The sequence below is a fragment of the Pelagerythrobacter aerophilus genome (assembly GCF_003581645.1).
GTDB classification, from domain to species: domain Bacteria; phylum Pseudomonadota; class Alphaproteobacteria; order Sphingomonadales; family Sphingomonadaceae; genus Pelagerythrobacter; species Pelagerythrobacter aerophilus.
The window spans coordinates 1-19,778 of record NZ_QXFK01000015.1 but is presented as its reverse complement, the minus strand read 5'-3'; the positions used below and the strand labels follow the sequence as shown (position 1 = coordinate 19,778).

The 19,778-nt window shown below is 61.6% G+C and carries 17 protein-coding genes; 10 read left to right on the top strand and 7 right to left on the bottom strand.

Annotation, left to right across the window (positions count from 1 at the left end; genetic code table 11):
• Window positions 1-31: 31 nt before the first annotated feature.
• The 5 genes from D2V04_RS07335 to D2V04_RS07315 form a co-directional block, all read right to left on the bottom strand.
• A complete protein-coding gene (locus tag D2V04_RS07335; RefSeq protein WP_119512660.1) occupies window positions 32-1,153 on the bottom strand; it encodes an alkene reductase in 1,122 nt (373 codons plus the stop codon).
• Between the two features lie 219 nt (window positions 1,154-1,372).
• Window positions 1,373-2,224 carry a LysR family transcriptional regulator gene (locus D2V04_RS07330; protein ID WP_228766314.1) on the bottom strand — a complete coding sequence of 284 codons (852 nt, stop codon included), beginning with the start codon at window positions 2,222-2,224 and terminating at the stop codon, window positions 1,373-1,375.
• A 333-nt stretch (window positions 2,225-2,557) separates the two neighbouring features.
• On the bottom strand, window positions 2,558-3,481 hold the full coding sequence (locus tag D2V04_RS07325) for a TIR domain-containing protein (protein WP_119512658.1): 924 nt from the start codon (window positions 3,479-3,481) through the stop codon (window positions 2,558-2,560).
• Window positions 3,482-3,495: 14 nt separating this feature from the next.
• On the bottom strand, window positions 3,496-4,314 hold the full coding sequence (locus D2V04_RS07320; RefSeq protein ID WP_119512657.1) for an E2 domain-associated cysteine-rich protein: 819 nt from the start codon (window positions 4,312-4,314) through the stop codon (window positions 3,496-3,498).
• Window positions 4,315-4,318: 4 nt separating this feature from the next.
• Window positions 4,319-5,911, bottom strand: a complete 1,593-nt coding sequence (locus tag D2V04_RS07315; protein WP_228766313.1) for a nucleotidyl cyclase domain-containing protein — start codon at window positions 5,909-5,911, stop codon at window positions 4,319-4,321.
• 94 nt (window positions 5,912-6,005) lie between these two features.
• Here D2V04_RS07315 and D2V04_RS07310 point away from each other — a divergent pair, with 94 nt between their 5' ends.
• The 6 genes from D2V04_RS07310 to D2V04_RS07285 all read left to right on the top strand — a co-directional run bounded on the left by D2V04_RS07310 (window position 6,006) and on the right by D2V04_RS07285 (window position 13,285).
• Window positions 6,006-6,593: an RNA polymerase sigma factor gene (locus D2V04_RS07310; protein WP_147391790.1), complete on the top strand. Its 588-nt coding sequence runs from the start codon at window positions 6,006-6,008 to the stop codon at window positions 6,591-6,593.
• Window positions 6,590-6,982 (top strand): hypothetical protein, encoded by a 393-nt coding sequence (locus D2V04_RS07305; RefSeq protein WP_119512654.1) that lies wholly within the window; start codon window positions 6,590-6,592, stop codon window positions 6,980-6,982. Before D2V04_RS07310 ends, D2V04_RS07305 begins: the two co-directional genes overlap by 4 nt.
• Window positions 6,979-7,767: an ImmA/IrrE family metallo-endopeptidase gene (locus tag D2V04_RS07300; RefSeq protein WP_119512653.1), complete on the top strand. Its 789-nt coding sequence runs from the start codon at window positions 6,979-6,981 to the stop codon at window positions 7,765-7,767. Before D2V04_RS07305 ends, D2V04_RS07300 begins: the two co-directional genes overlap by 4 nt.
• Window positions 7,768-8,493: 726 nt before the next feature.
• The gene (locus D2V04_RS07295; protein WP_119512652.1) at window positions 8,494-9,408 is read left to right on the top strand and encodes a TnsA endonuclease N-terminal domain-containing protein; all 915 of its coding nucleotides are present in this window, start codon (window positions 8,494-8,496) and stop codon (window positions 9,406-9,408) included.
• Complete coding sequence (locus tag D2V04_RS07290) at window positions 9,408-11,636, top strand: DDE-type integrase/transposase/recombinase (protein WP_119512651.1); 2,229 nt, start codon at window positions 9,408-9,410, stop codon at window positions 11,634-11,636. The genes D2V04_RS07295 and D2V04_RS07290 overlap by 1 nt, the downstream gene beginning before the upstream one ends.
• Before the next feature lie 44 nt (window positions 11,637-11,680).
• Window positions 11,681-13,285 carry an AAA family ATPase gene (locus D2V04_RS07285; protein ID WP_182849698.1) on the top strand — a complete coding sequence of 535 codons (1,605 nt, stop codon included), beginning with the start codon at window positions 11,681-11,683 and terminating at the stop codon, window positions 13,283-13,285.
• 124 nt (window positions 13,286-13,409) lie between these two features.
• Here the strand turns inward: D2V04_RS07285 and D2V04_RS07280 are convergent, their stop codons facing one another.
• Window positions 13,410-13,715, bottom strand: coding sequence for an addiction module antidote protein (locus D2V04_RS07280; RefSeq protein ID WP_119512952.1), 306 nt, complete (start codon window positions 13,713-13,715; stop codon window positions 13,410-13,412).
• 77 nt (window positions 13,716-13,792) lie between these two features.
• Window positions 13,793-13,996, bottom strand: a complete 204-nt coding sequence (locus D2V04_RS07275) for a hypothetical protein (RefSeq protein WP_147391789.1) — start codon at window positions 13,994-13,996, stop codon at window positions 13,793-13,795.
• A gap of 250 nt (window positions 13,997-14,246) precedes the next feature.
• Between D2V04_RS07275 and D2V04_RS07270 the strand changes: the two genes are divergently transcribed.
• The 4 genes from D2V04_RS07270 to D2V04_RS17755 form a co-directional block, all read left to right on the top strand.
• Window positions 14,247-14,972 carry a TnsA endonuclease N-terminal domain-containing protein gene (locus D2V04_RS07270; protein ID WP_182849697.1) on the top strand — a complete coding sequence of 242 codons (726 nt, stop codon included), beginning with the start codon at window positions 14,247-14,249 and terminating at the stop codon, window positions 14,970-14,972.
• On the top strand, window positions 14,969-17,059 hold the full coding sequence (locus D2V04_RS07265) for a hypothetical protein (RefSeq protein WP_119512647.1): 2,091 nt from the start codon (window positions 14,969-14,971) through the stop codon (window positions 17,057-17,059). The genes D2V04_RS07270 and D2V04_RS07265 overlap by 4 nt, the downstream gene beginning before the upstream one ends.
• Window positions 17,059-18,642 (top strand): AAA family ATPase, encoded by a 1,584-nt coding sequence (locus D2V04_RS07260; protein ID WP_119512646.1) that lies wholly within the window; start codon window positions 17,059-17,061, stop codon window positions 18,640-18,642. Before D2V04_RS07265 ends, D2V04_RS07260 begins: the two co-directional genes overlap by 1 nt.
• Window positions 18,643-18,645: 3 nt before the next feature.
• The coding region (locus D2V04_RS17755; RefSeq protein WP_147391763.1) for a TnsD family Tn7-like transposition protein at window positions 18,646-19,778 on the top strand (1,133 nt) is incomplete at its 3' end.

Genomic DNA, 19,778 nt, shown 5'->3' with positions numbered 1-19,778 from the left:
GGAGACCGGGCCTGACCGGCCTCCCGATCAGTCAGGCAGCCTGCGCGGCAACGAGAAACGGGTAGTCGGTGTATCCTTCGGCTCCGCCGCCATAGAAGGTCGCCCGGTTGTGCCTGTTCAGCGGAGCGCCTCTGCGGATGCGCTCGGGCAAGTCCGGGTTCGCGATGAACGGACGGCCGAATGCGATGGCATCGGAGTTTCCCGAGGCAACGGCTGCTGCCGCAGTCTCCGGAAGAAATCCGCCGGCAGAGATGATCGGACCACCGAACGCCTTCTTGAACAGCGCCGCGACATCGGGCGCATCCATGTCGAGCGGCTTCTCGTCGTTCGTAAAGTCGGCGCGCGGTTCGATCAGGTGGAGGTAGGCGATATTCCGCTTGCCAAGCTCCGCAGTCACGTACTCCCAGAGTGCAAGACCGGTGGAGTCCTTCATGTCCAGGATGCCGCTCCAGGGCGACAGCCGAACACCCACACGACCCGCACCGATCTCCGCTGCGACTGCATCGACGACTTCGAGAAGCAGACGAGAACGGTTCTCGATCGATCCACCGTAGTCATCAATGCGCTGGTTGCTGCCATCGTGCAGGAACTGGTCCAGCAGATAGCCATTGGCGCCGTGGATCTCGACACCGTCAAAGCCGGCTCTGCGTGAGTTGCGGGCGGCCTGGACGAAATCGCCGATGATCGCGGCAATCTCTGCAGTCTCAAGAGCACGCGGAGTCTCGAACGGAACCGCGTTACCCTGGGCATCCATGTGATCGCCGGAAACAGCGATCGCCGACGGCGCGACCGGGAGTGCGCCTTGCGGCTGCATCGTCGAATGCGAAACGCGGCCCACATGCCATATCTGATTGAAGAAGTACCCACCCTTCGCGTGCACGGCATCCGTAGCGAGGCGCCAACCGGCGATCTGTTCTTCCGAGTAGATGCCGGGCACCCAGCGATAACCATGCGCCTGGGGCGTGATGTCGGTCGCTTCGCTAATCTGGAGCCCGCCAGTGCTGGCGCGCTGCCCGTAGTACTCGGCATTGAGTTGATGCGGAACGTCGCCCGGCTGCTTCGCGCGCATGCGGGTGAGTGGGGCCATGACTACGCGGTGCTTGAGCGTGAGCGCGCCGAGCTGGAGCGGAGTGAAGAGCGTTTCCTGTGCCATGTGAACCTCGCTGGTTATCGATGGCAAGGATGTAAATCGCCCCCTCTGACGTTACTATATCCGTTAAAAGTGAAGCACGGTAACGTGCAGCGTTATGCTAACTGAGGCCACTAACACGCGCTTGTTCGCCGCTGCGGAAACCGAATGCACTGACTTGGCGACTTTGTCGGATCGGGCAAAGTCCCGCGCGCCCCTACCTACGAAGTGGTTAGCCACAGGTTAGGCTAGGCTTTTCTGGAACCTCTCCAGGAAAACACGGAGCTTGGGCAAGACTTGCCGCCGCGACGGAAAGACCGCCCAGATAGCGAGGTCGCGCGGTGATGCATCCTCAATCGGAACAGGCACTAGCCGTCCATTCGCCACCTCGTCCTCTGCGTCCCAGGCGGAGAGCTGCGCCAATCCGAACCCCGAGACACAAGCCGACAGGAATCCGTCCACGCTGCTCGACGAGAAACGACCGCTCACCGGTACCGATCGCTCCTTGCCATCCACGACGAACTGCCAATGGGTGAAGTTGGTGAATGTCAGGCATTCATGGTTCGCCAGATCTTCGATGGTCCGGGGCGCGCCGTGCCGTTCCAGGTACGCAGGGGCAGCATAGATCAGCTTGGGATTATCGGCGAGCCGCCGGGCAATCAGCCCTGAGTCCTTGAGTGGCGCAATTCTGATCGCAAGGTCCACGCCGGATGCAACGATATCGACCATGGCATCATTCAAGTCGAGATCGATCCGGAGGCGCGGATTCTCTTCGAGGAGTTCATTAACGATCGGCATGATCCTCTTGCGACCGAGGGTCGCGGTTGCCGTCACACGAAGCAGCCCAGTCGCGCCGCCTTCAGTAGGACTGAGCGTCGCCAGCGCAGCTTCCTGGGTGTCAAGCATCTCGGACGCGAACGGGAGAAACGCCTCGCCCTCGGGCGTAAGTGCCAGCGACCGAGAAGTGCGGTGAAGCAGGCGAACCCCCAGTTCTTCTTCCAGCGTGGCCAGCCGCCTCGTGGCTGACATTGCCGTCAGCTTGAGGTGCCGGGCTGCGGCGGAAAGACTGCCCTTGCGCACTGCGCAGATGAACACCTCAAGTCCCCGAGAGTCCATTTGGTCACCTCACGTAGCTCGTTAGCAAGGCTAGGAATATGGTCGAACAATAGCCCATGGCGCAAATTGCGGAAGGGACTGACACAATCCGCAAGGAGCAGCTCAGCCCCGGAGCTAGCGCCGCTCCAGCAGTTCGCAGTGGTCCCCAAGTAAGCTGATTGGACTACAGCTTCCTTGTCCGGATATCCGGTTCTCGCACATGAGGCGTCGGGGCGGTATCCGCCGATAAAAGCGGTCGTTCGAGCCGACAAACGGCGTCGCTTCGAGCAGTCGTTCGTTCAGTCACAATTGTACCAAGGCAATCTAGCAGCTTCAGCTTGCGGGCCGATCGCGGCGGACGCCAATGAACTCTATGCGCTCACGCATATCATCGCAGGCTTTCGCGACGGTTCGCGTCAACTTGTCCTTATCAGTGCTCTGGTAACGCAACGTTGTGAGTCCCGCCAAGTCCGATGGCAGCTTCACCTCAGCGCCTGCGTCCACGAGCAGGAAGGAACGTTCCCGACCCAGACGGCCCACCGAGATGCCGTATTCGAAGTGCACGTTGTCGCGCGGAACATTGTGGCTATTGCCGCGCGACACGAGTGCGTCGTCCGCTCTGGCAACAGCGATGGTGAAGTCCGCCCGTTCGATCGCGTCCTCAAGGGAGCTAATCGGATATTCGGAGACGGCGAACGTCCCCTGATCCCAGAGGTAGACGGCCATGTCGTCCCCATCGAGATTCTTTCGGATCGAGCGGGCCACCTCGATGCCTTCGCTCGACGAGATCACGAAGATGCGGGGGTGCTCATTGACGGCGCCGCATTCCAGATTCCGGTGGTCCAGCTGATCCGCAACCGCATCTGCGGTCGCCTTCCAGAATTCCACGTCCGAGCCGACGATCTTGTCGATATCCTGCAGAGTAACCTTCAGGACGAGGCTCGGCTTGGATGCGCGAAGGGTTGCTGTCCGTGGTCGCGAACGACTCAACCCCGCGATCTCGCCGACGGATTCGCCGGCCACCCGCGTCTGCTTGTTCTGCCCGTTCACGAACGCATGGAATTCGCCGACGAGGATGAAGTACAGGTCGTTGTCCCAGCCGCCCTGCTCGATGAGCACCTCTCCAGGCGGACATTCGACGAGCCGACCGGCGTCAGCGAACTTCTGCGCCAGATCCCTGTCGTTGCGCACCAGCCTCTGCCTGAGAAGTGCCTCCAAGACACCGGCCTTATCGAACCTATCCTTCAAGGTCGTCATTCATCAACTCCTGATCAACCGACTCGTTCGGCACGGACGGACGATTCCCTCTTCGCGAGCGGACAGCCGTCCATCGTTCCACAACACTGGGTACTCTCGAAATCATTCCAGAATCGGCGTTCCTCCTCGGCCATCGACTGCAACTCGAGCGCCAAGTCGGCGGCCGCCCCGCCGTGGTCGCCACATGATTTCAGGACGATGGGCCGACGCTGCGCACCCTTCGGGCAGAGGCATGGCTGCCGCTGGTTCACAACGCGCCGGTCGCGGCGCCAAACCGAATACAATCGGCGGCCGTTGTGCAGCAGCCGCACCGCTGGTCCATGCCCGCTGCTGTTGGACACCTCAACGATCAAACGCCCGTCAGCCAGATCTTCAGGGAACGGCGCGCCGAGCCGGCCAGCCGCACGTTCAGCGCGCAGTTGATGGATCGCGGCCTTCTCACCGTGAGCTCGTCCCTTGGCATCAGGCCAGTGGCGAAGCCGCGCGGCTCTGACCTGCTGCTGCAGGAAGCGGATCAACGTCTCCCACCACATGCGGGCTGCCGAGACGTTGTCGATGACGATGTCGTCCACCGCCCGCCAGAACAAGCAGAAACTACCGTCGCGGTTTATGTGTCGCGCCGGACAGAACTCGGGAAGCAGGTGGGGCTTCTCCTCCTGCGCAGTGGCAACACCGCGGAAGATTGCGATCACAAGACGGTAGCTGTGGCTCCGACCATCGGCGAGCGGAACCGGCAACTGAACCTTCAGCTCGAGGCGCGTGCGGGCGATCTCCACGGCACCGAACTCCGCCGCGCACGACGCTATGATATCGAGGTCGTCGCTCGGCGACATAGGCTCACTTGCGCTCCGAGTAGGGCCGGATGATGCGCTCCGAAGCCGCTGCGATGGCCGGCGTGGAAAAGGCCGCGCGCTTCGCCGCCAACGCCGTGTCGTCCCCCTTCTCCGCAAGCACCTCCACGGCCTCATTATAGTCGAGGCTCTTCACCTTGCGACCAGAGCCGAACAGGTCGCGCACAGCCTTCGTCCCGGCATCATGCGCCAGCGGTCCAATGGCGGTTTCGTCGCCGGAGCACCTCGTCTGTTCCGCCTCGGATGTGAGGACGCCGCGGCTGACCGAGCAGCGGACTCGGTCGCCCTGCATGCCGAGCCTCGTGATGGTCATGGGCCCGAACTCGAAGCCGATAGCGAGACCCAGGCTGTCGGTGTCGATCCCCTCATCGCCGAGCTTCTCGAGCGCCAGTTCGAAGCTGGATCGCAAGGCTCCTGCGCAGAGCGTCGCGGTGCTGACCGTCTCCTTGTCGTCGGTCGTGTGGACGGTGCCATCGCAGAGCAGGCCATGCAGGCAGTCGCCGATGAAGCGGATACGACGGCCGTCGAAGTCGCAGGTAAACACCCGATCCAACTCGGCCCTGATGACGTGGAACACGCGGACCACATCTTCGGGTGTTTCCTCGATGTGGCGCGCGACGTAGGCAGTGAAGCCGTCGATGTCGGCATAGACCGACGCCGACTCCTGCCGTTTGGTGTTGGCGGGCGTGAGCGTCGTCATATCGAGGGTGCGCAGCGGCGGCGTGTGGCGCGAAAACTCAAAGGAGCCTATCGGGTTCTTTCGAAGGTCCTCGCGCCATTCCGCCATTATGGTTTCCTTCGACACCCCGAGATCCGCCGCATCCTGGCACGATGCGATCTCGGCCGTGGTCAGCGGCGTGTTGGCCGGCCTGGCCGCTTCCGCGAGCCCGATGGCCAGACGCGCGTTGTTGGTGAGATAGATCCCCGGGTTGGAACCTCCGCCTGACATCTTCGCTGCGTGGTTGGCCGGCTCTCCGAGGAACAAGGGTTCGCGGCCGCCGCGCCGACCGTTGTTGACTGCCAGGGCCTCGCCAGTGTCGATGCCCACCCTGACGTCCGCGTCGGGGATGTGCTCGTCGTCGTCCCCGGTCTCATGAAGCACGTCGATGATAAGCTGGGCGATCGCCACCGCTCGCCGAACCCGCTTCGCCTCCGCATCGTTCTCCGCATTGTAGGGCTTCGCGATCAGGGCGTGCAGGCGTTGGTTGTGGAAATCGACGCGACGGGCGTCGCACCGCGCGAGAATGCGATGAACGGCGCGGTAATGGAGATTGAGGAAGCGCAATGTGCGGCGGTGGCAGGTGACACCTTCATCCGCCGTGACGTTCAGCATGTCGGTCAAGTTCAGTATGTCGGCGTAGAGATGCACGCCGTCGACCCTGAACGCCTTGTTCGCCGGGATGTTCTCCAGCGACATGTCGCGAACATAGTCGACGATCGTCACCGTCTCGACGTCTTTGATTTTCTTCTCGATGTGATCGGCTGCCCGATCGTGCTTCCAGTTCTTCGCCATGCTTCTGCTCCAAATCGGATCGATGGCTATCGGGGCACTTGCCAAGTCGCCGATCGCCGTCTTCAATTACTTATGCGGGTGTTGGAGCTTCCTCGGACGGGGGAAAACTTGTCCGGAATTTTGTTCGGCGCCGCATACCAAGACAGGAGGACAGAAGCGCGTGCAGGACGCGGTCTATGAGGAGGAAACGCAGGATGCCGATCACCTATCGGTGGATGAGGTGCGGGAAACGATCCGGCAGCTCGGCAAAAGCGACGCCGCGAAGATCCGTCAGGCCGCTTGCTGGTTCGAGTGCCGGTGCGGCATGCCCGCCGATGATCTGATGCAGGAGGCGTTCGTCCGGATGGTCAGCGGGAGTCGGCGCGTTCCGCGTGGGCCCCACTTCGTCGCAGTGGTGGTGCAGATCATCCGGAGCATCGCGTCGGCCGAGATAGACGCCATTGCTGCGGGGCAACGGGAGGTCCGTTCGCTTCCGGACGGGACGGATGGCCCGGAGATGGTGGACTCAGGCCCTTCGCCCGAGTGCATGGTTCTGTCGGCGCACGATGATGGGCAGATACTTACGACGATTGACCACCTCATCGAGGACGACGAGCAACTCCAACTTCTCGTAGAGGGCTTGTGCGATGGGATGATGGGTGAGGAACTGGAGCAGCTCCTTGAGGTTGACACGAGAGGCCTCGCCACCGTTCGTAAACGTCTTAAGCGTAGACTGCTGAGCGCTTTTCCGAAAGGACGGGAGCAATGAGCGACAAAAACGGGTGCGACAGGGACCGGCTCTCGCTCATCGACGACTTCGTGATCGAGAGCATCCTCGCCGAGACTGCCGAGGAAGCGGAGGAAACCGGCGAGGATGACCTCGCTGCGGTGCTGAACGCCATGAATCGGGCTGAGATGGCACTTCGGAAGGGCCGCCTGGCGACGCTCCGCAAGCAGATCGACCAAGAGCGCGCCATGCCGCGGGTGCTTGACTTCGACGCGGATCGCATGCGGGCGAAGCTCGCCGCCGCCGCCAACGATCCGGGATTCCGCATGACGCTGGCCGCCCGCAGTGCAAAGTCCGATGGCGATGAGGAAAGTCTGCTGGAGGATCTCGCCGAACTCGAGCGCGACGCCGGCGACGATGCCAATACGTGACGCCTAGGCTCACCGCCGCGGAACAGGCGCTGCAGGCGCTTGGCATCACCGAGCCTGAGGAGATCGACATCGAGGTGATCGCCCTGTCGCTCGGGGCGAAGGTCAAGTATAGGCAGCTCGAGTCATGCGAGGCCCGCATCGTCGGCCAGGCTGAGCGCGCGATCATCACAGTCGACTCCCGGGCCGCGCCACGGCGTAAGCGCTTCTCGGTCGCGCACGAGCTCGGCCACTGGCATCGGCACCGAGGGCTTTGCCTCACCTGCCGGACTCAGGATATCGGACGCCCATTGAGCGACGGACGTCGCGAGCGTGCGGCTGGGAACCCGGAACTGCAGGCCGACGCCTATGCATCCGACCTGCTCCTCCCCGGATACATCTTCAGGCCCATGATCGCGGAGGTTGACCGCTTGACGTTGTCGGCTGTGAAGACATTGGCCGACAGGTTCGAGACGAGCATGACCGCAACGACCATCAGGGCGCTGAGCACGAACCGGTTCCCGTCAATGCTGGTTTGTCACTCGCAGGAAGGGATGCGCTGGTTCCGAAGGCCCCCTCTGATCCCCGATCGATGGTTCCCACGACCGGACCTGCTTCCCGAAAGTCCTAGCTTCCGTGCGTTATTCAAGGGAGGTCCCGAACCAGGGCAGCCGGCGAAGGTAAGGGCATCATACTGGTTCGACAACTCGATGGCCGAGCGGTTCATGGTGACGGAGCAAACATTTCGGCTTCCTGACGGCAAAGTGACAACGTTGCTGACACTCGATCCAAAGATGCTGGACCTTTAGGTTCAAGTAATCTGCGAAGTACTTTACTTCGATTGTGATACCGCCGTAGTGTTCGCTCGTTGCAAGACAAGCACGAGTAAAGGCAGCGTACCACGGGCACGCTCGGGAACTAGGATAGCCGCAAACGTCCATATTGCTAGCGCTCAGCGATGATCGACACAATTCTGCTTTCATGAGAATGGTGAGAGTGGGCGAACGACCTAGTTGGGGCGCTGACACGCCGCTCGCCGTCTGAAAGGTCCGCTATCCCAATCGGAGCCTCTGAAAGGAGCCGTTCCGGATCGTCCGACGGAGGCGCCGTTCGTTGGCGCAGCACATGCCATCTGAACGACTGGCAGCTTACCGCAATCCTGCTGACGATTCCGGACAGTCCCTTTCGTCCGACTTTGCGGCCGTTCCAGCTTCAGCAACTGATGTCCGCTCTCGGGGCAATTGAAGCCCAGTCTCCGACGATCGAGTTCGGCGGCGCGAAGCGGCTCATCTCCAATGTATATCGTTGGCGGATCGATCATCAGACGAGGTCGGGCGGGGGGCGCTATGGTGGTTCCAATCCGCCCAAAGGCAGCCGTCCGACAAGGTCATTCGCATTGGGATAATGGCCGGCGACTTACAGCTTACGCTTACGCACTCGATCAAAGCACCAACATCAACGTTCTGTAAGGAATCGGCTCTTAGTCCTTCCGCTCGATTGTGCGCGTGAGCTCCAGGCTCAGTGCTGCGACAAGAATGGAGATGCTGGTGCCAAATCCGAAGCGGGCGCGGATCACGACTGAAAAGCAGGTCACACGAAAGCTGAAAGCCGAGAAGCGCGGCTCGCTCGAGGGTGATTACAAACCCTTCCTCCTGATCCACGACTTCACTTCGATCGGTCGCGTCTCTCGTGTGAAGTACAGGGACCGCGAAGCGCACATGATGTCGGATCTGGAAACTGCAGTCTTCCAGGAGTTGATGTGGCATCCCAACGTGGTTGAGATCCGCGAGCAATTTCCGCTCGAACGCGATGTCACCAAGCGGATTGCCGACGAGATGGGCATCAACCATCCCAAATTGAGCGGTGATGGCGGTCTCCTGCCCATGACCAGCGATTTCGTCGTCGACTTCCGTTTTGGGCCAGACGAACCGCTCGTGCGCCGTGCGGTCGCCGTGAAGCCGGTCTCCGCCCTTCGCCGCTCCGTGAAGGAGAGGCCAGGTAAAACGAATACCCAAGTGACCAATACAATCGACAGATTGGAGGTCGAGAGGCGGTACTGGGCGGAGAAGAACTGCGGCTGGTATCTCGTGACCGATGAGGACGCATGCAAGGTTCGCAAGGTCAATATCGAACTGTTGCTCGGCACCGAGGATCCTGAAGCCGGCGAAGGAGACCTCTGGACCGACCGATTGATCCAGACCTATCTGGAGATGCAGGCGAAGCCGAAGGCGCGGATATTGGAATTGCGGCCGCCCTTCATGCGTGCCGGCAACATCCAGGTTGAGACTGTCGTGCGTGCGGTCCGCCTGCTGTGCAAATATCGCTTCCTCGAGTTCGACATGAGCCGGCTGTTCAGTTCGGGCATGATGGCCGAACAATTCGCTCCTGGCCCATCAGCAGCTCCGTTTGCGACCACTGCGTCCAACGACCGCTTCCTGGATGCCGCCTGATGCTTCTTCAGCGCGATATCATCCATTTCAAGAAGGCCAAGGAACCGAAGCGTCTGTCCAAACGGATCGGTGGTCCTTTCGCCTTCCTGCACGACCTTCGGACGCAAAAGGTTGCAAAGGGCACCCGTGCCCGGGTTGTATTCGCTCAGGGTGAGCACGTGATCCTATTCCGGATGTCAGAGAGCAGCACGAAGCTTTGGCAAGCCGACCAGGATTTCCTTCGCCAGCTCGAGAGCAAGGGCATCATCGAAACCGAACCCTATCGATCCGACGGCATGAAGCCGCAGACCCAGTACACCGATGTGCAGATCGCCCGGCGCGACGAGGCGTGGAAGCTGATCGAGCCGCTCATAAGGTCTGCGCCGCGCATCTATAACAAGCGGTTCCGGGTGGATGCGATCAGGTCCCAAGCGTCGAAGGCTCGCGTCGAATTGATCAGGTCTGGGAAGGCAGATCGGCGGAAGGAGAAAAAAGGGCTCGCGGAGGGTTCGGCCGAACGCAGGATCCAGAACTTGCTCAGGCGATACTGGTGCCGGGGAATGACGCCCGATGCTTTGATACCTGATTACGAGGAGGTCGGCGGCCGCGGTCAGCGCAAGAATTATCGCGGTAGCAAGGAAAAGCGTCCTGTGGGCGAAGGCCGCCAAGTATGCAGGATCACACCCGAGATCGAGGGTGTCTTCAAGAAGATGACGGACCGCTACTACAAGGGCAAGGACCGCGTCTCGCTCAAGTTCTGCAGCGATCAGGCTCGGGGCTACCTAGCAACAGCTCAGCTGAACAAGGACGCCGGATTGGAGCTTCGCACGGGCGAGGAGGATTGGACCGACAAGGTTGCGGTCCCGTCCTATCGCCAGTTCTTGTACTGGTACAACAACAGTGGTCGCAGCGCTGACGACGAGAAGGAAAGGCTCGGTCCGTCAGGCTATGATATGGCCAAGCGCGCTCGCTTCGGCTCGAGCCTGAGCAGACTTTTCGGTGTCGGGAGCAGGTTCGAGATCGATGCGACGGTGCTGGATGTGGGCTGCGTTTCGCTGATCGACAGGGAGAGCTACGTCGGACGCCCCACGCTGTATCTGGTCATTGATGTCTATTCCCGAATGATCGTGGGCATGTACCTGGGTTTCGAGAATGCGTCCTGGCACACCTTCGGTATCGCCTTGCGCAATGTGGCGGAGGATAAGGTCAAATTCTGCAGTCGCTACGGTCTCGACATCGAACCGGAAGAGTGGCCCGTTCGCGACGTTATGCCGGCCCGGATATTGGCCGACCGAGGTGAGGGCGAAGGATATAAGGCGTCCGATCTGGTCGCGAAAACCGGCGTCATCATCGAGAATACCGCCGGCTACCGCGGCGACATGAAAGGGACGGTCGAGAAGCGCTTCGACATCATCAACAACCTGCTTAGGCCGATCCTGCCGGGGGCGGTTGCCTTCGATCACATGAAGCGCGGCGACGATGATTATCGTCGCAAGGCCAAGTTCAACATCGACGAAGTCACCCGGGCCGTCATTCGCGCCATTCTCTATTACAACAACCATCATGTGCTCTCCGGCTTCAAACAGCCGAAGGAAATGGTGGCAGCCAAGATCCCAGCTGTTCCGAAGGCGATGTGGAACTGGGCGCGGAGCAACGGCCAGTCTGAGCTGAAGGGCTTTTCGCTCACCGAACTTGATTTCGCATTGCTGCAAACGGGGCACGCGACGCCGGAGAAGAAAGGCTTGCGCTTCCAGGGGATGCATTACCGGAGTGCGGAACTCTACGAGGGTGGTTACGCCCACAAAACGGGTGCGGCCAACAAGCAGGTTGTCTCCTGGGACCTGTCGAACACCTCAGTGATCTGGCGGCACCGCCAAGACGGGTCGCGTGAGCGCTGTGAGCTCCTCGAAGACTACGCTGCTTACAAGGACCTGAGCTTCAGCGAAGCGCACAAACTCCGGCTCGAGCAGAACAGCCGAAAAGTGAAAGCGGAGATCGCGTCGTCCGTCGCCTTTCACGAACTTGTCGAAGAAACCAGGGCCGATCTCGACGACGCCGAATTCGAGAACCCCCAAAAGCTGCGCGCCTCAGCAATCTCGAGCGCTGCCTCCAACCGCAAGACTGAGCTGGACATCGAACGCATGCAGGAGCAACTCCGCCGGGAGTTGCGGGCAAGGAACTTCGATCGCGCACCGGGGACAACGCCTGCAAAAGATGACCGCACAAATCCGCTGAATGCAACATCGTGACTTGGCCGACGATGCGATACGGTGAACGCTCAGTGCCCGATAGCATGCAGCTGAAAACGTACCTGTCTTCGCGCCCGCCGTGGTCTCCAGAGGATCGGCAGCTCGAGCACAGCCTGCGGATTCAGAAGCTTCGTCAACTGGCTGACTTCTTCGAGCCGACGCAGTTTCAGTTGCGCTACGGTCTGGCCTTGATTGAGCTGCTGAAGAGCAGGGAGGAGCATGCGGAGCGGGAAAAGTTTCATACCCAGCCACTGGAAATATGCCCGGAGCTCATACCGGGCCAACGCAGCTATCGCGCGACGTTGCCGGTGTCCCAACCTGATCGGCAGCCAGCGCAGGGCTCGTTGCTTCTCGCGATGCCGGGCCTCGGTAAGACGCGGACCACTCGGCAGATTCTAAACCTTTTCGAGCAGCGGACCGAGCGGGAAGGGCAAGCGCCGAGAATTGCCTGGCTACACTTGCATGCAAGCCCATCAAACCTGGCCCTGTTCTGCACGGAGTTCCTTCAGGCCCTGTCGGAGGTGGCAGGTGATCCACGCATCAGGGACACGTTCCTCGCTCAGAATGCGAGCAAAGACCTGGGGCCCGCTGCGGTGGTGGAACTGGCGAAGGTGCACTCGCTAGGCTGCCTCGTGATTGATGATGTTCAAAATTTCCTCACGACCGAGAACGGTGACGTTTCGAAGGTCAGGAAGCTTTTGAAGCGGCTGCAGGACGACGCGGACGTGCCTGTCGTACTGCTCGGGACCCTTGCAGGCGCAGCTTATGTCGAAGGCGAGCTCGAGAGCGCGCTGGCATTTGGCGGTGCGGCCAGCGACGTTTGGGACCGCCTGCCCTACGACCGCAGTTGGCGGCAGTTTGCAGAGGCGCTTTGGCAGTATCAGTGGACGAGAACCCCCGTCGAGTTGAGCGAAGACCTGAGCGAACAGTTATACTACCATTCGCAAGGCGTGATCTCGCTTGCGATCAGCCTCTACGAGCGTGTTCAGCGCGAACTGATCCTGTTGGGCAAACGAGATATCAAGGCAGGAAACTCAGAGGACTTTGCCCACGAGATCATCACACCGGGGTTCATAGATGCCATAGCGGAATGGTGCTTCAAGCCTGTTCATGCACATCTTGATGCACTCAGAAGCCGAGACTTCGCGAAGCTTGCGGCTTTCCCCGACCTCAGGCCGCTACCAAGTGAAGCGCGAAAGCTGGAGTTGGAGAGAAAGCAGGCTGAAGGGGAGGCCAGCGAGAAAAGCGAGACGGCGCCTGTGGCGCTCGAACTGGGAGACCTGACCGATGCAACCGACGAGGAAATTGCGGAACATCGGCAGCGAATTACACGCGAAGCCGACACCCTTGTCGAAAGCGCCAGGCTCGCGATGGCCGCGGCCGAGATCATCACCGAACGGCAGGACGAGATCCTGAAGAAGGTGTCTGAAGACCTGGATGACAAGATCTATTCGAAGCCCAGAGAGTTCCTCGTCAGAGTTGAGCGGCAAATTCTGATCGAAGAGCGGAAGCGGAAAAAAGTCGAGAAGAGGCAAAGGCGCACGCCGACCGAGGAGGATCTTGATACTATCCTGAGGCCTGGTACGGATGTCCTTGAGTCGATCGTCGGCGCTCGCCTGGGGTTGGACGCTCTGCTGGCAGTGCCATAACCGCCTCATCCTCGATCTTGACCTGGTGAGATGTCCCTGCAGAGTTTCGAGGGCCAGCCTTCCTTTCCCATCTATGCGGACGAATGGCTGAAGTCCGACATCGTGCCTGCGCACGACGTCTCGATCAGTTCGTTTCCTGCTCCAAAACTTTGACCGTCAACCGTAGGCCAAGCGCGTGCAGCATGCTCCGCACCGTTTCGAAGGACGGGTTGCCGTTCGCGCCAAGGACTTTGGAAAGGCTGGCGCCTGACATGCCGGTTCGCTTCGCCAGTTCTGAAATGCCACCGGTACGAGCGACAGCGCCCATTGCCGCACGAGTTTCCTCAGGCGAACCGTCCTCGCGGTATGCATCGATGTATGCGACGACATCCTCGGCGCCGTTGAGGTAATCCGCGGCGTCGTACGCCGCGGTTTCGATCTTGGAAATCATCCGCATCCTTCACCGAACCGGATCGCGGAGATTGCCCGCCCTACCTATTCAGAATGCAGGCAGCCGGTGCCAAAGACTCAATCGAGCTCGATGACGCAGGCCACCTTGGCCGGATGAATCAGGATCTTCCGGCGCAAGCCATCCTCGCCAGGCTGCAGGAGAGCACCGATGAGCGGCCGGTGCTTGCCCATCAAGTCCAGGCTGAGATCGTCGAGGCTTCTGTAGTGAAGCTCGACTTTCAGGCTCGTGTGATTGGTCAAAAACACCTCGAAGTTTGCCATCATCGCATCCTGAAAACTGCGTCTAGTAATTGTCGGCATAACGCTAGAGCTTATCCTGAAAACGTCTATGAGCAGATGTGTTGTATACCTAAAACTGCATCGACTCGACTCTAGCACGCGTGTGTAGTAACTTAATGTGTGTCGAGTCGATACTTGAGGTTGTACCGTGGTGCAAAGAAATGCAAGCCGGAAGAGCGGACGGCGTACAGCCGTTTCCCGCACGCATGAGCCGCATCTGCGGGTGCATGATGTGCCGTCGAAAGGGCGGTCATCGCGGATCCTGCAGGGAGGTGCCGTAAGGCACCTCCTGAGCGATCTGGAGACGCGCCTGCTGACAGAACTCGAGTGGTGCGACGCTGTCGGCGAGATCCGCGAGCAGTACGCACTGCCGCTGCACGCGACCCAAAGTATCGCCGCCGAACTCGGCATCCGGCATCCGATCGTTCCGGGCACGAAAGAGCCGGCGGTGCTGTCAACCGACTTCGTGTTCGAGATAGGACATGGGCGAAGCAGAACCCGCCATGCGCGGGCGGTGAAGAGCGCGAGCGAGTTCGATATTCGCAGCCCGAAACGCCTCAAAGCTGTGGCACGCACCGCGGAAAAGCTGGAGATCGAGCGGAGGTACTGGGAGGGGGAGGGTGTCGAATGGCGCCTCGTCACCGACCGCGATCTCGACCGGGTAAGGTGCGCCAATATCCGGCTGTTTCTCTCGTCGAACGCGCTCGATCCTCGTGAGGGACAGGCGTTCTGGGAGGATGCACTGACATTCACGGCGGATCGGCTGCGCGCGGGAAGCGATCGTCCGTTATCGCACCTTGCCCGCAAGGCGGAAGCCGATGGCAAGCTGCTCGAGCGGCAGTTCATAGCCTGCGTGCGGCACTTGTGCGCCACCCGCGTGATCGTCTTCGATATGACGAAGGAGTTTTCGCCCGATCTCAGGGCCAGCGACTTCGAGTTTGCGGCCGCTCGGCGATGATTTTCGTCCGCGAGATCCTGCGCATCCCCAAACAGGGGATTTTTCGCATCGTCGGCGTGTTTGACGAGCGCGCCTATCTATTCGATCTGAACGCGCCGCGGACGGTCATTGCCGAGCATTCGCTCCCGGCTCTCGCGCTGGGCGTCGAGAAGGGCAGGATCGAGCCGCTCGATGGCAAGGAGTTCAACGCGCCGCCCAACACTGTCTGCTCCGAGGCTCAGCAGACGCGCGCTGACCGGCACCTCGCGATCGTCAGATCGCTGATTGCAAGCGGGGAGCAGATCTTCATCTCCTCACGCCGCAGCAGGCTCGTGGCAAGCGCCGCGCGAGAGAACGGCATCTGCAGCAAGACCGTTCATAGCGCTCTCTACCGCTACTGGCGGGGCGGCATGACGATCTACGCGCTGATGCCGCGCTTCGAGACATGCGGCGCGCCGGGCAAAGACAAGCCTGCAGGCGGCCCGCGGGGCCGCAAGCCTGCGGAAGGCATCGCGCGGGCGCCTGCGCTTTCGGCAGAAATGATCAAGGCGTTCGAGACCTGCACCAACCGCTACTACAAAAGGTCCCGTCACATCACTCTCGCCGAGACGTTCAGGCGCGCGCTCGAGAGGCTTTCCACACGCTGCGTTCTGGACGAGGAGACCGGCCTACCTGTCACCTTCGTGGTCGACGAGAACATGCCTCTCCCGACAGAGCGCCAGTTTCGGCATTGGTACCGGAAGCAGAACCGAGCGAAATCGGACGCGAAGGTCAGGCTTGGCGACGCCAAGTTCGCGATGCGCTCGCGGGCGCGGCTGTCTTACGCGGCGCAGGACAACAATCTCGCCGGCGGCAGGTTCATCATCGATGCGACGAAACTCGATACCAACCTCGTTGCGCGCCACGACCGAACTGCGTTCCTCGGAACACCGGTGCTTTACATCGTCGTCGACGAGTTCACCGCGCTGATCGTAGGGTTTTGGATCAGCCTCGAAGAAGCGTGCTGGCAGGCGGCCGGCATGGCCATCCTGGGTAGCGTAGAAGACAAGGTCGAACTGTGCCGCCGATATGGGCTCGAAATCGGGCGCTGGCGCTGGCCGGCAAGCGGAATGGCGCCAATGCGCTACCTGTTCGATCGCGGCGAAGCCAAAGGCGACAAGGCGAGCAGCTTTGTCGAAAAATCGGGCCTTATCGTCGAGAACACGGCCCCCTACCGAGGGGACCTGAAGGGCGTCGGCGAGAAGCGTTTCGATCTCATCAACTGCGCATTCCGCGGCGAGGTACCAGGTTCGCGTGACGAGGACTCCGGCAAGCGCGGTGAGGACGACCCCCGCCTCGAATCCATCCTGAATCTGGACGAGGTCACGCAGGTGGTCCTGGCCTGCATCCTGTATCTCAACGACCGGGAGCTGAAGAAATTCCGGCGATCGCGCGCGATGATCGCGGACGGCGTCCCGCCCATCGCCTCGGCGATGTGGGACTGGTGCATGCGCACGGGGCGGGTCGCCCTCCAGCGGTTCGAGACCGCGGAGCTTGCGATTGCCCTGATGCCGGAGGGAACGGGGACGATCACCAACCAGGGCGTGCGCTTTGATGGACTGTTCTACACCTGCGAGCGCGCCGAGGCCGAGGGCTGGTTCGAGGCGGTCGACGCGCCAGGCACGCTGCGAAAACTCAAACTGTCGTGGCACCCGTGGCTGGTCGATGCGGTGTACCTGCACATCCCTGGCGAAAAGGAGCCGCTGCAGGCGGTCCTGACACCGTTCAGCCAGGCTTATGCTGGTTTCTCGTTCGACGAGCTCCACGCATCGCGGCGGCAGGGTCGTATTGCCGAGCAGGGCCGGCGCCTCGACCAGGTCCTCAACCACGCCGAGTTCCGCAACCGGGTGCAATTCATCGTCGAGGGCGCGGCCCAGGAGCGGCTGAGCGATCTGCGCCCCCGCGATCTGAAAAATGCCCGTGCCAACAAGGCCGCGGAGCGCACCGCACGGCGGTTCGAAGCCAAGCAGGAACTGCGCGAGCGGATCGGTCAGCACGTGTCAGCGGATCGGCCCTTGCTGGGTTCCAATCGGCAGATCGATGATCTCGGTGAGGGGGAGATCGACTGATGTCGCTCCCGCAGCCCGCGAACCTCTATCTCGATGTCCTCCCGCCGCTGGCGACCATGAACGAACTGGCGCGCCAGATCGGCTGCAGGCCGCATCACTCCGATGCCGAGCGGACGTTGCGCCACGTCGAGCGCCGCTACTGCGTCTTGCGCCTCAGGCAGCTGTTCATCCCGGCCGCGCGACATGTCCGCTTCGCGGAGGGCATCGAGATGCTCCTGAGGTCCGGCTACGAGGGGCGGGACCCGTCGCGCGGCCAGTTCATCCGGCGACAGGCGGCGCTCGCGAAGCGCGGCAAGAAAGACCTTCTCCTGCCGGCGCGGCCGCTCGGCTGCGACAGCGGGGCGGGGAGCGGTTTCCTCATCGGGGCCCCGGGTATGGGCAAGACCCGCACCATCGAGCAGATGCTGAAGCGCTATCCGCAAGCCGCCGATCTGCCCAACCTGCCGCGGCAGGTCGTATGGATCAAACTGGAATGCCCTGAGCGCGGGTCCATTCGCAGTCTGTGCCTGCAGTTCTTCGATGAACTGACCCGCCTTGTGGGCAGCACCGATTATGGCGCGCTGCTAGCGCCCCGCAGGGCTTCCGACGACGACCTGATGAACCGCATGGCGCTTGCCGCTGCCTGGCACGGCGTCGGCATTCTGGTCATCGACGAGATCCAGCATATCGGCCGTCACACGGGCGAAGAGCATCAGCTGATGACCTTCCTCACGCGGCTCACGAACCAGCTCGCGATACCTGTGCTGCTCGCGGGCACGCTGTCCGTGCTTGGCCAGGTCCAGAAGACGGGGCGCATGGCGCGCCGATCGGTTGGCCCTGCGTGTGCGGTCTGGACGCCGCGGCCGCAGGACCGCGAGTGGCGATCCCTGCTCGAGCAGCTCTGGCGGTTCCAATGGACCCAGACCGCGACCGAACTCGACGAGGAACTGGCGGAGACGTTCTTCGAGTGCACCGGCGGCATTCTAGATCTGCTGGTGAAACTCTACGTCTCGGTCCAGCTGCGGCTGATCTATCGCAGCGAGGTCGGCGGCGGGCGCGATGAGGTCATCACACCCGCGTTCGTACGCGGCGTTGCCGAGGCCGATTTCGCGCCGGTACGCCCCATGATCGAGGCGCTTTGCCTGGGTGACAGCTCCAGCCTCAGGCGCTTCGACGACCTTCATGCCTTCGATCGCAGCTACTGGGGAGCGCTCGAGCAGCTGATGGATCACAAGATCCAGCAGCCGATCGCTAGCGGCGGGTCCACCTCGCCGAAGATCGCGGTGCCCGAGGGTGACCATTACCAGCTGATCTGGTCGAAATTGCAGACAGAAGGTCTGGGCGACGACCTGATCCTGCAGCTGATCGACAAGGTCCGCGCGCAGGGCCACGACGCTCAGGAGGACCCTCTGGGGTTCTTCGAGCACGTCCGGAAGCTCATCAGGGGCAGGAAATCGAAGCGCAAGGACGAGGTGGCTTTCGACCCCGCCATCCTCGAGGATCGCGATCTCAGGAAGCTTGTTGCAGAAGCGGCCGGGCGAGGCCTGACGCCGCTCGAGGCTATACGCGGAGCCGGGCTGACCGGCATCTGGCCGGAAGCTTGAGCGATGGACTGGTTGCCCGAGCCCTATCCTGGCGAGACCTTCTACAGCATGCTCGTGCGGTTGCACCGCTATCTGGGCAGACCTCCTTACGCGAGCTTCGCGCGGGCGATTGCCGGCAGGCGGCAGTTCGTGGCCCTGTGTCACCTACCCTGCGATCTTGCAGCTGTTGCCGAGCGCTTTGGTTGGCCCGACGAGCAGCTCGACCAGCTGATCCATTCGACCACGACCTATGGCTATCACACCGCGTTCGCGAGCCAGACGGTTCGGGAGAGGGCGCTGCGGCAGATGAAGGGGCAGGGCGCCTCGCTGCAGTTCACGCTTGGCCTGTCCACGTTTCCGGTGCCGATGCCCGGGAGCCTGCAATTCTGCCGGGACTGCGTCGCCGATGTGCTGGACCGGGCCGGCGAGGCGTGGTGGCTGCGCTGGCAGCAGCTACCGGGCGTTCTCGTCTGTGCCGAACACGGGACGTGGCTGTACAGATCCTCGGCCGAGCTGAACCCGCGGAAACGGCATTCGTTGATGTCTCCGGACGAGGCTGCCGAAATGCAAAGCGGAGATCTGTCATGCCGTTCTAACGGCAAACCACCGCCACCGAAACTGGTCGAGCTAGCGCGTCTGAGCCGGGCTCTTCTCGATGCGCCACCGGAACCGAATGGGCCGGCCGGACAATACCAGCACTACCGGCATATGCTCGCCGATCGCGGCCTGCTGAGAGGCACGCAGCACTTGCGAGCTTCGCGAATACAGCAGCTCGTGAGCGACTACTGGGGCGAGACGCTCGAGATGATACCGGGGCTGTCGCTCGGCACTGACGAGGGCCCGAACTGGGTGACGGACCTGCTGCGCAACAGACGCAAGCTGGCGCCGCCGGCGCAGCATCTCGTACTTCAAACTGCGTTGGAGCAAGTTCCGGAGGTCGAAAGGCCGTTCGGGCCGCCGCCGTGGCTCTGTCTCAACCCGCTGGCGGAGCATTTCGAGAAACCAGTCGTGACCAGGCAAAGGCTGGTCCGTGATCGCGGAAAGCTGCACGGTCATTTTACCTGCTCCTGCGGCTATTCCTACAGCAGGACCCGCCGTCCGGACGGGGCGATCGGCAGGCCTCGCATTCGTCAGTTCGGACCGGAAGCAGGGCGCTT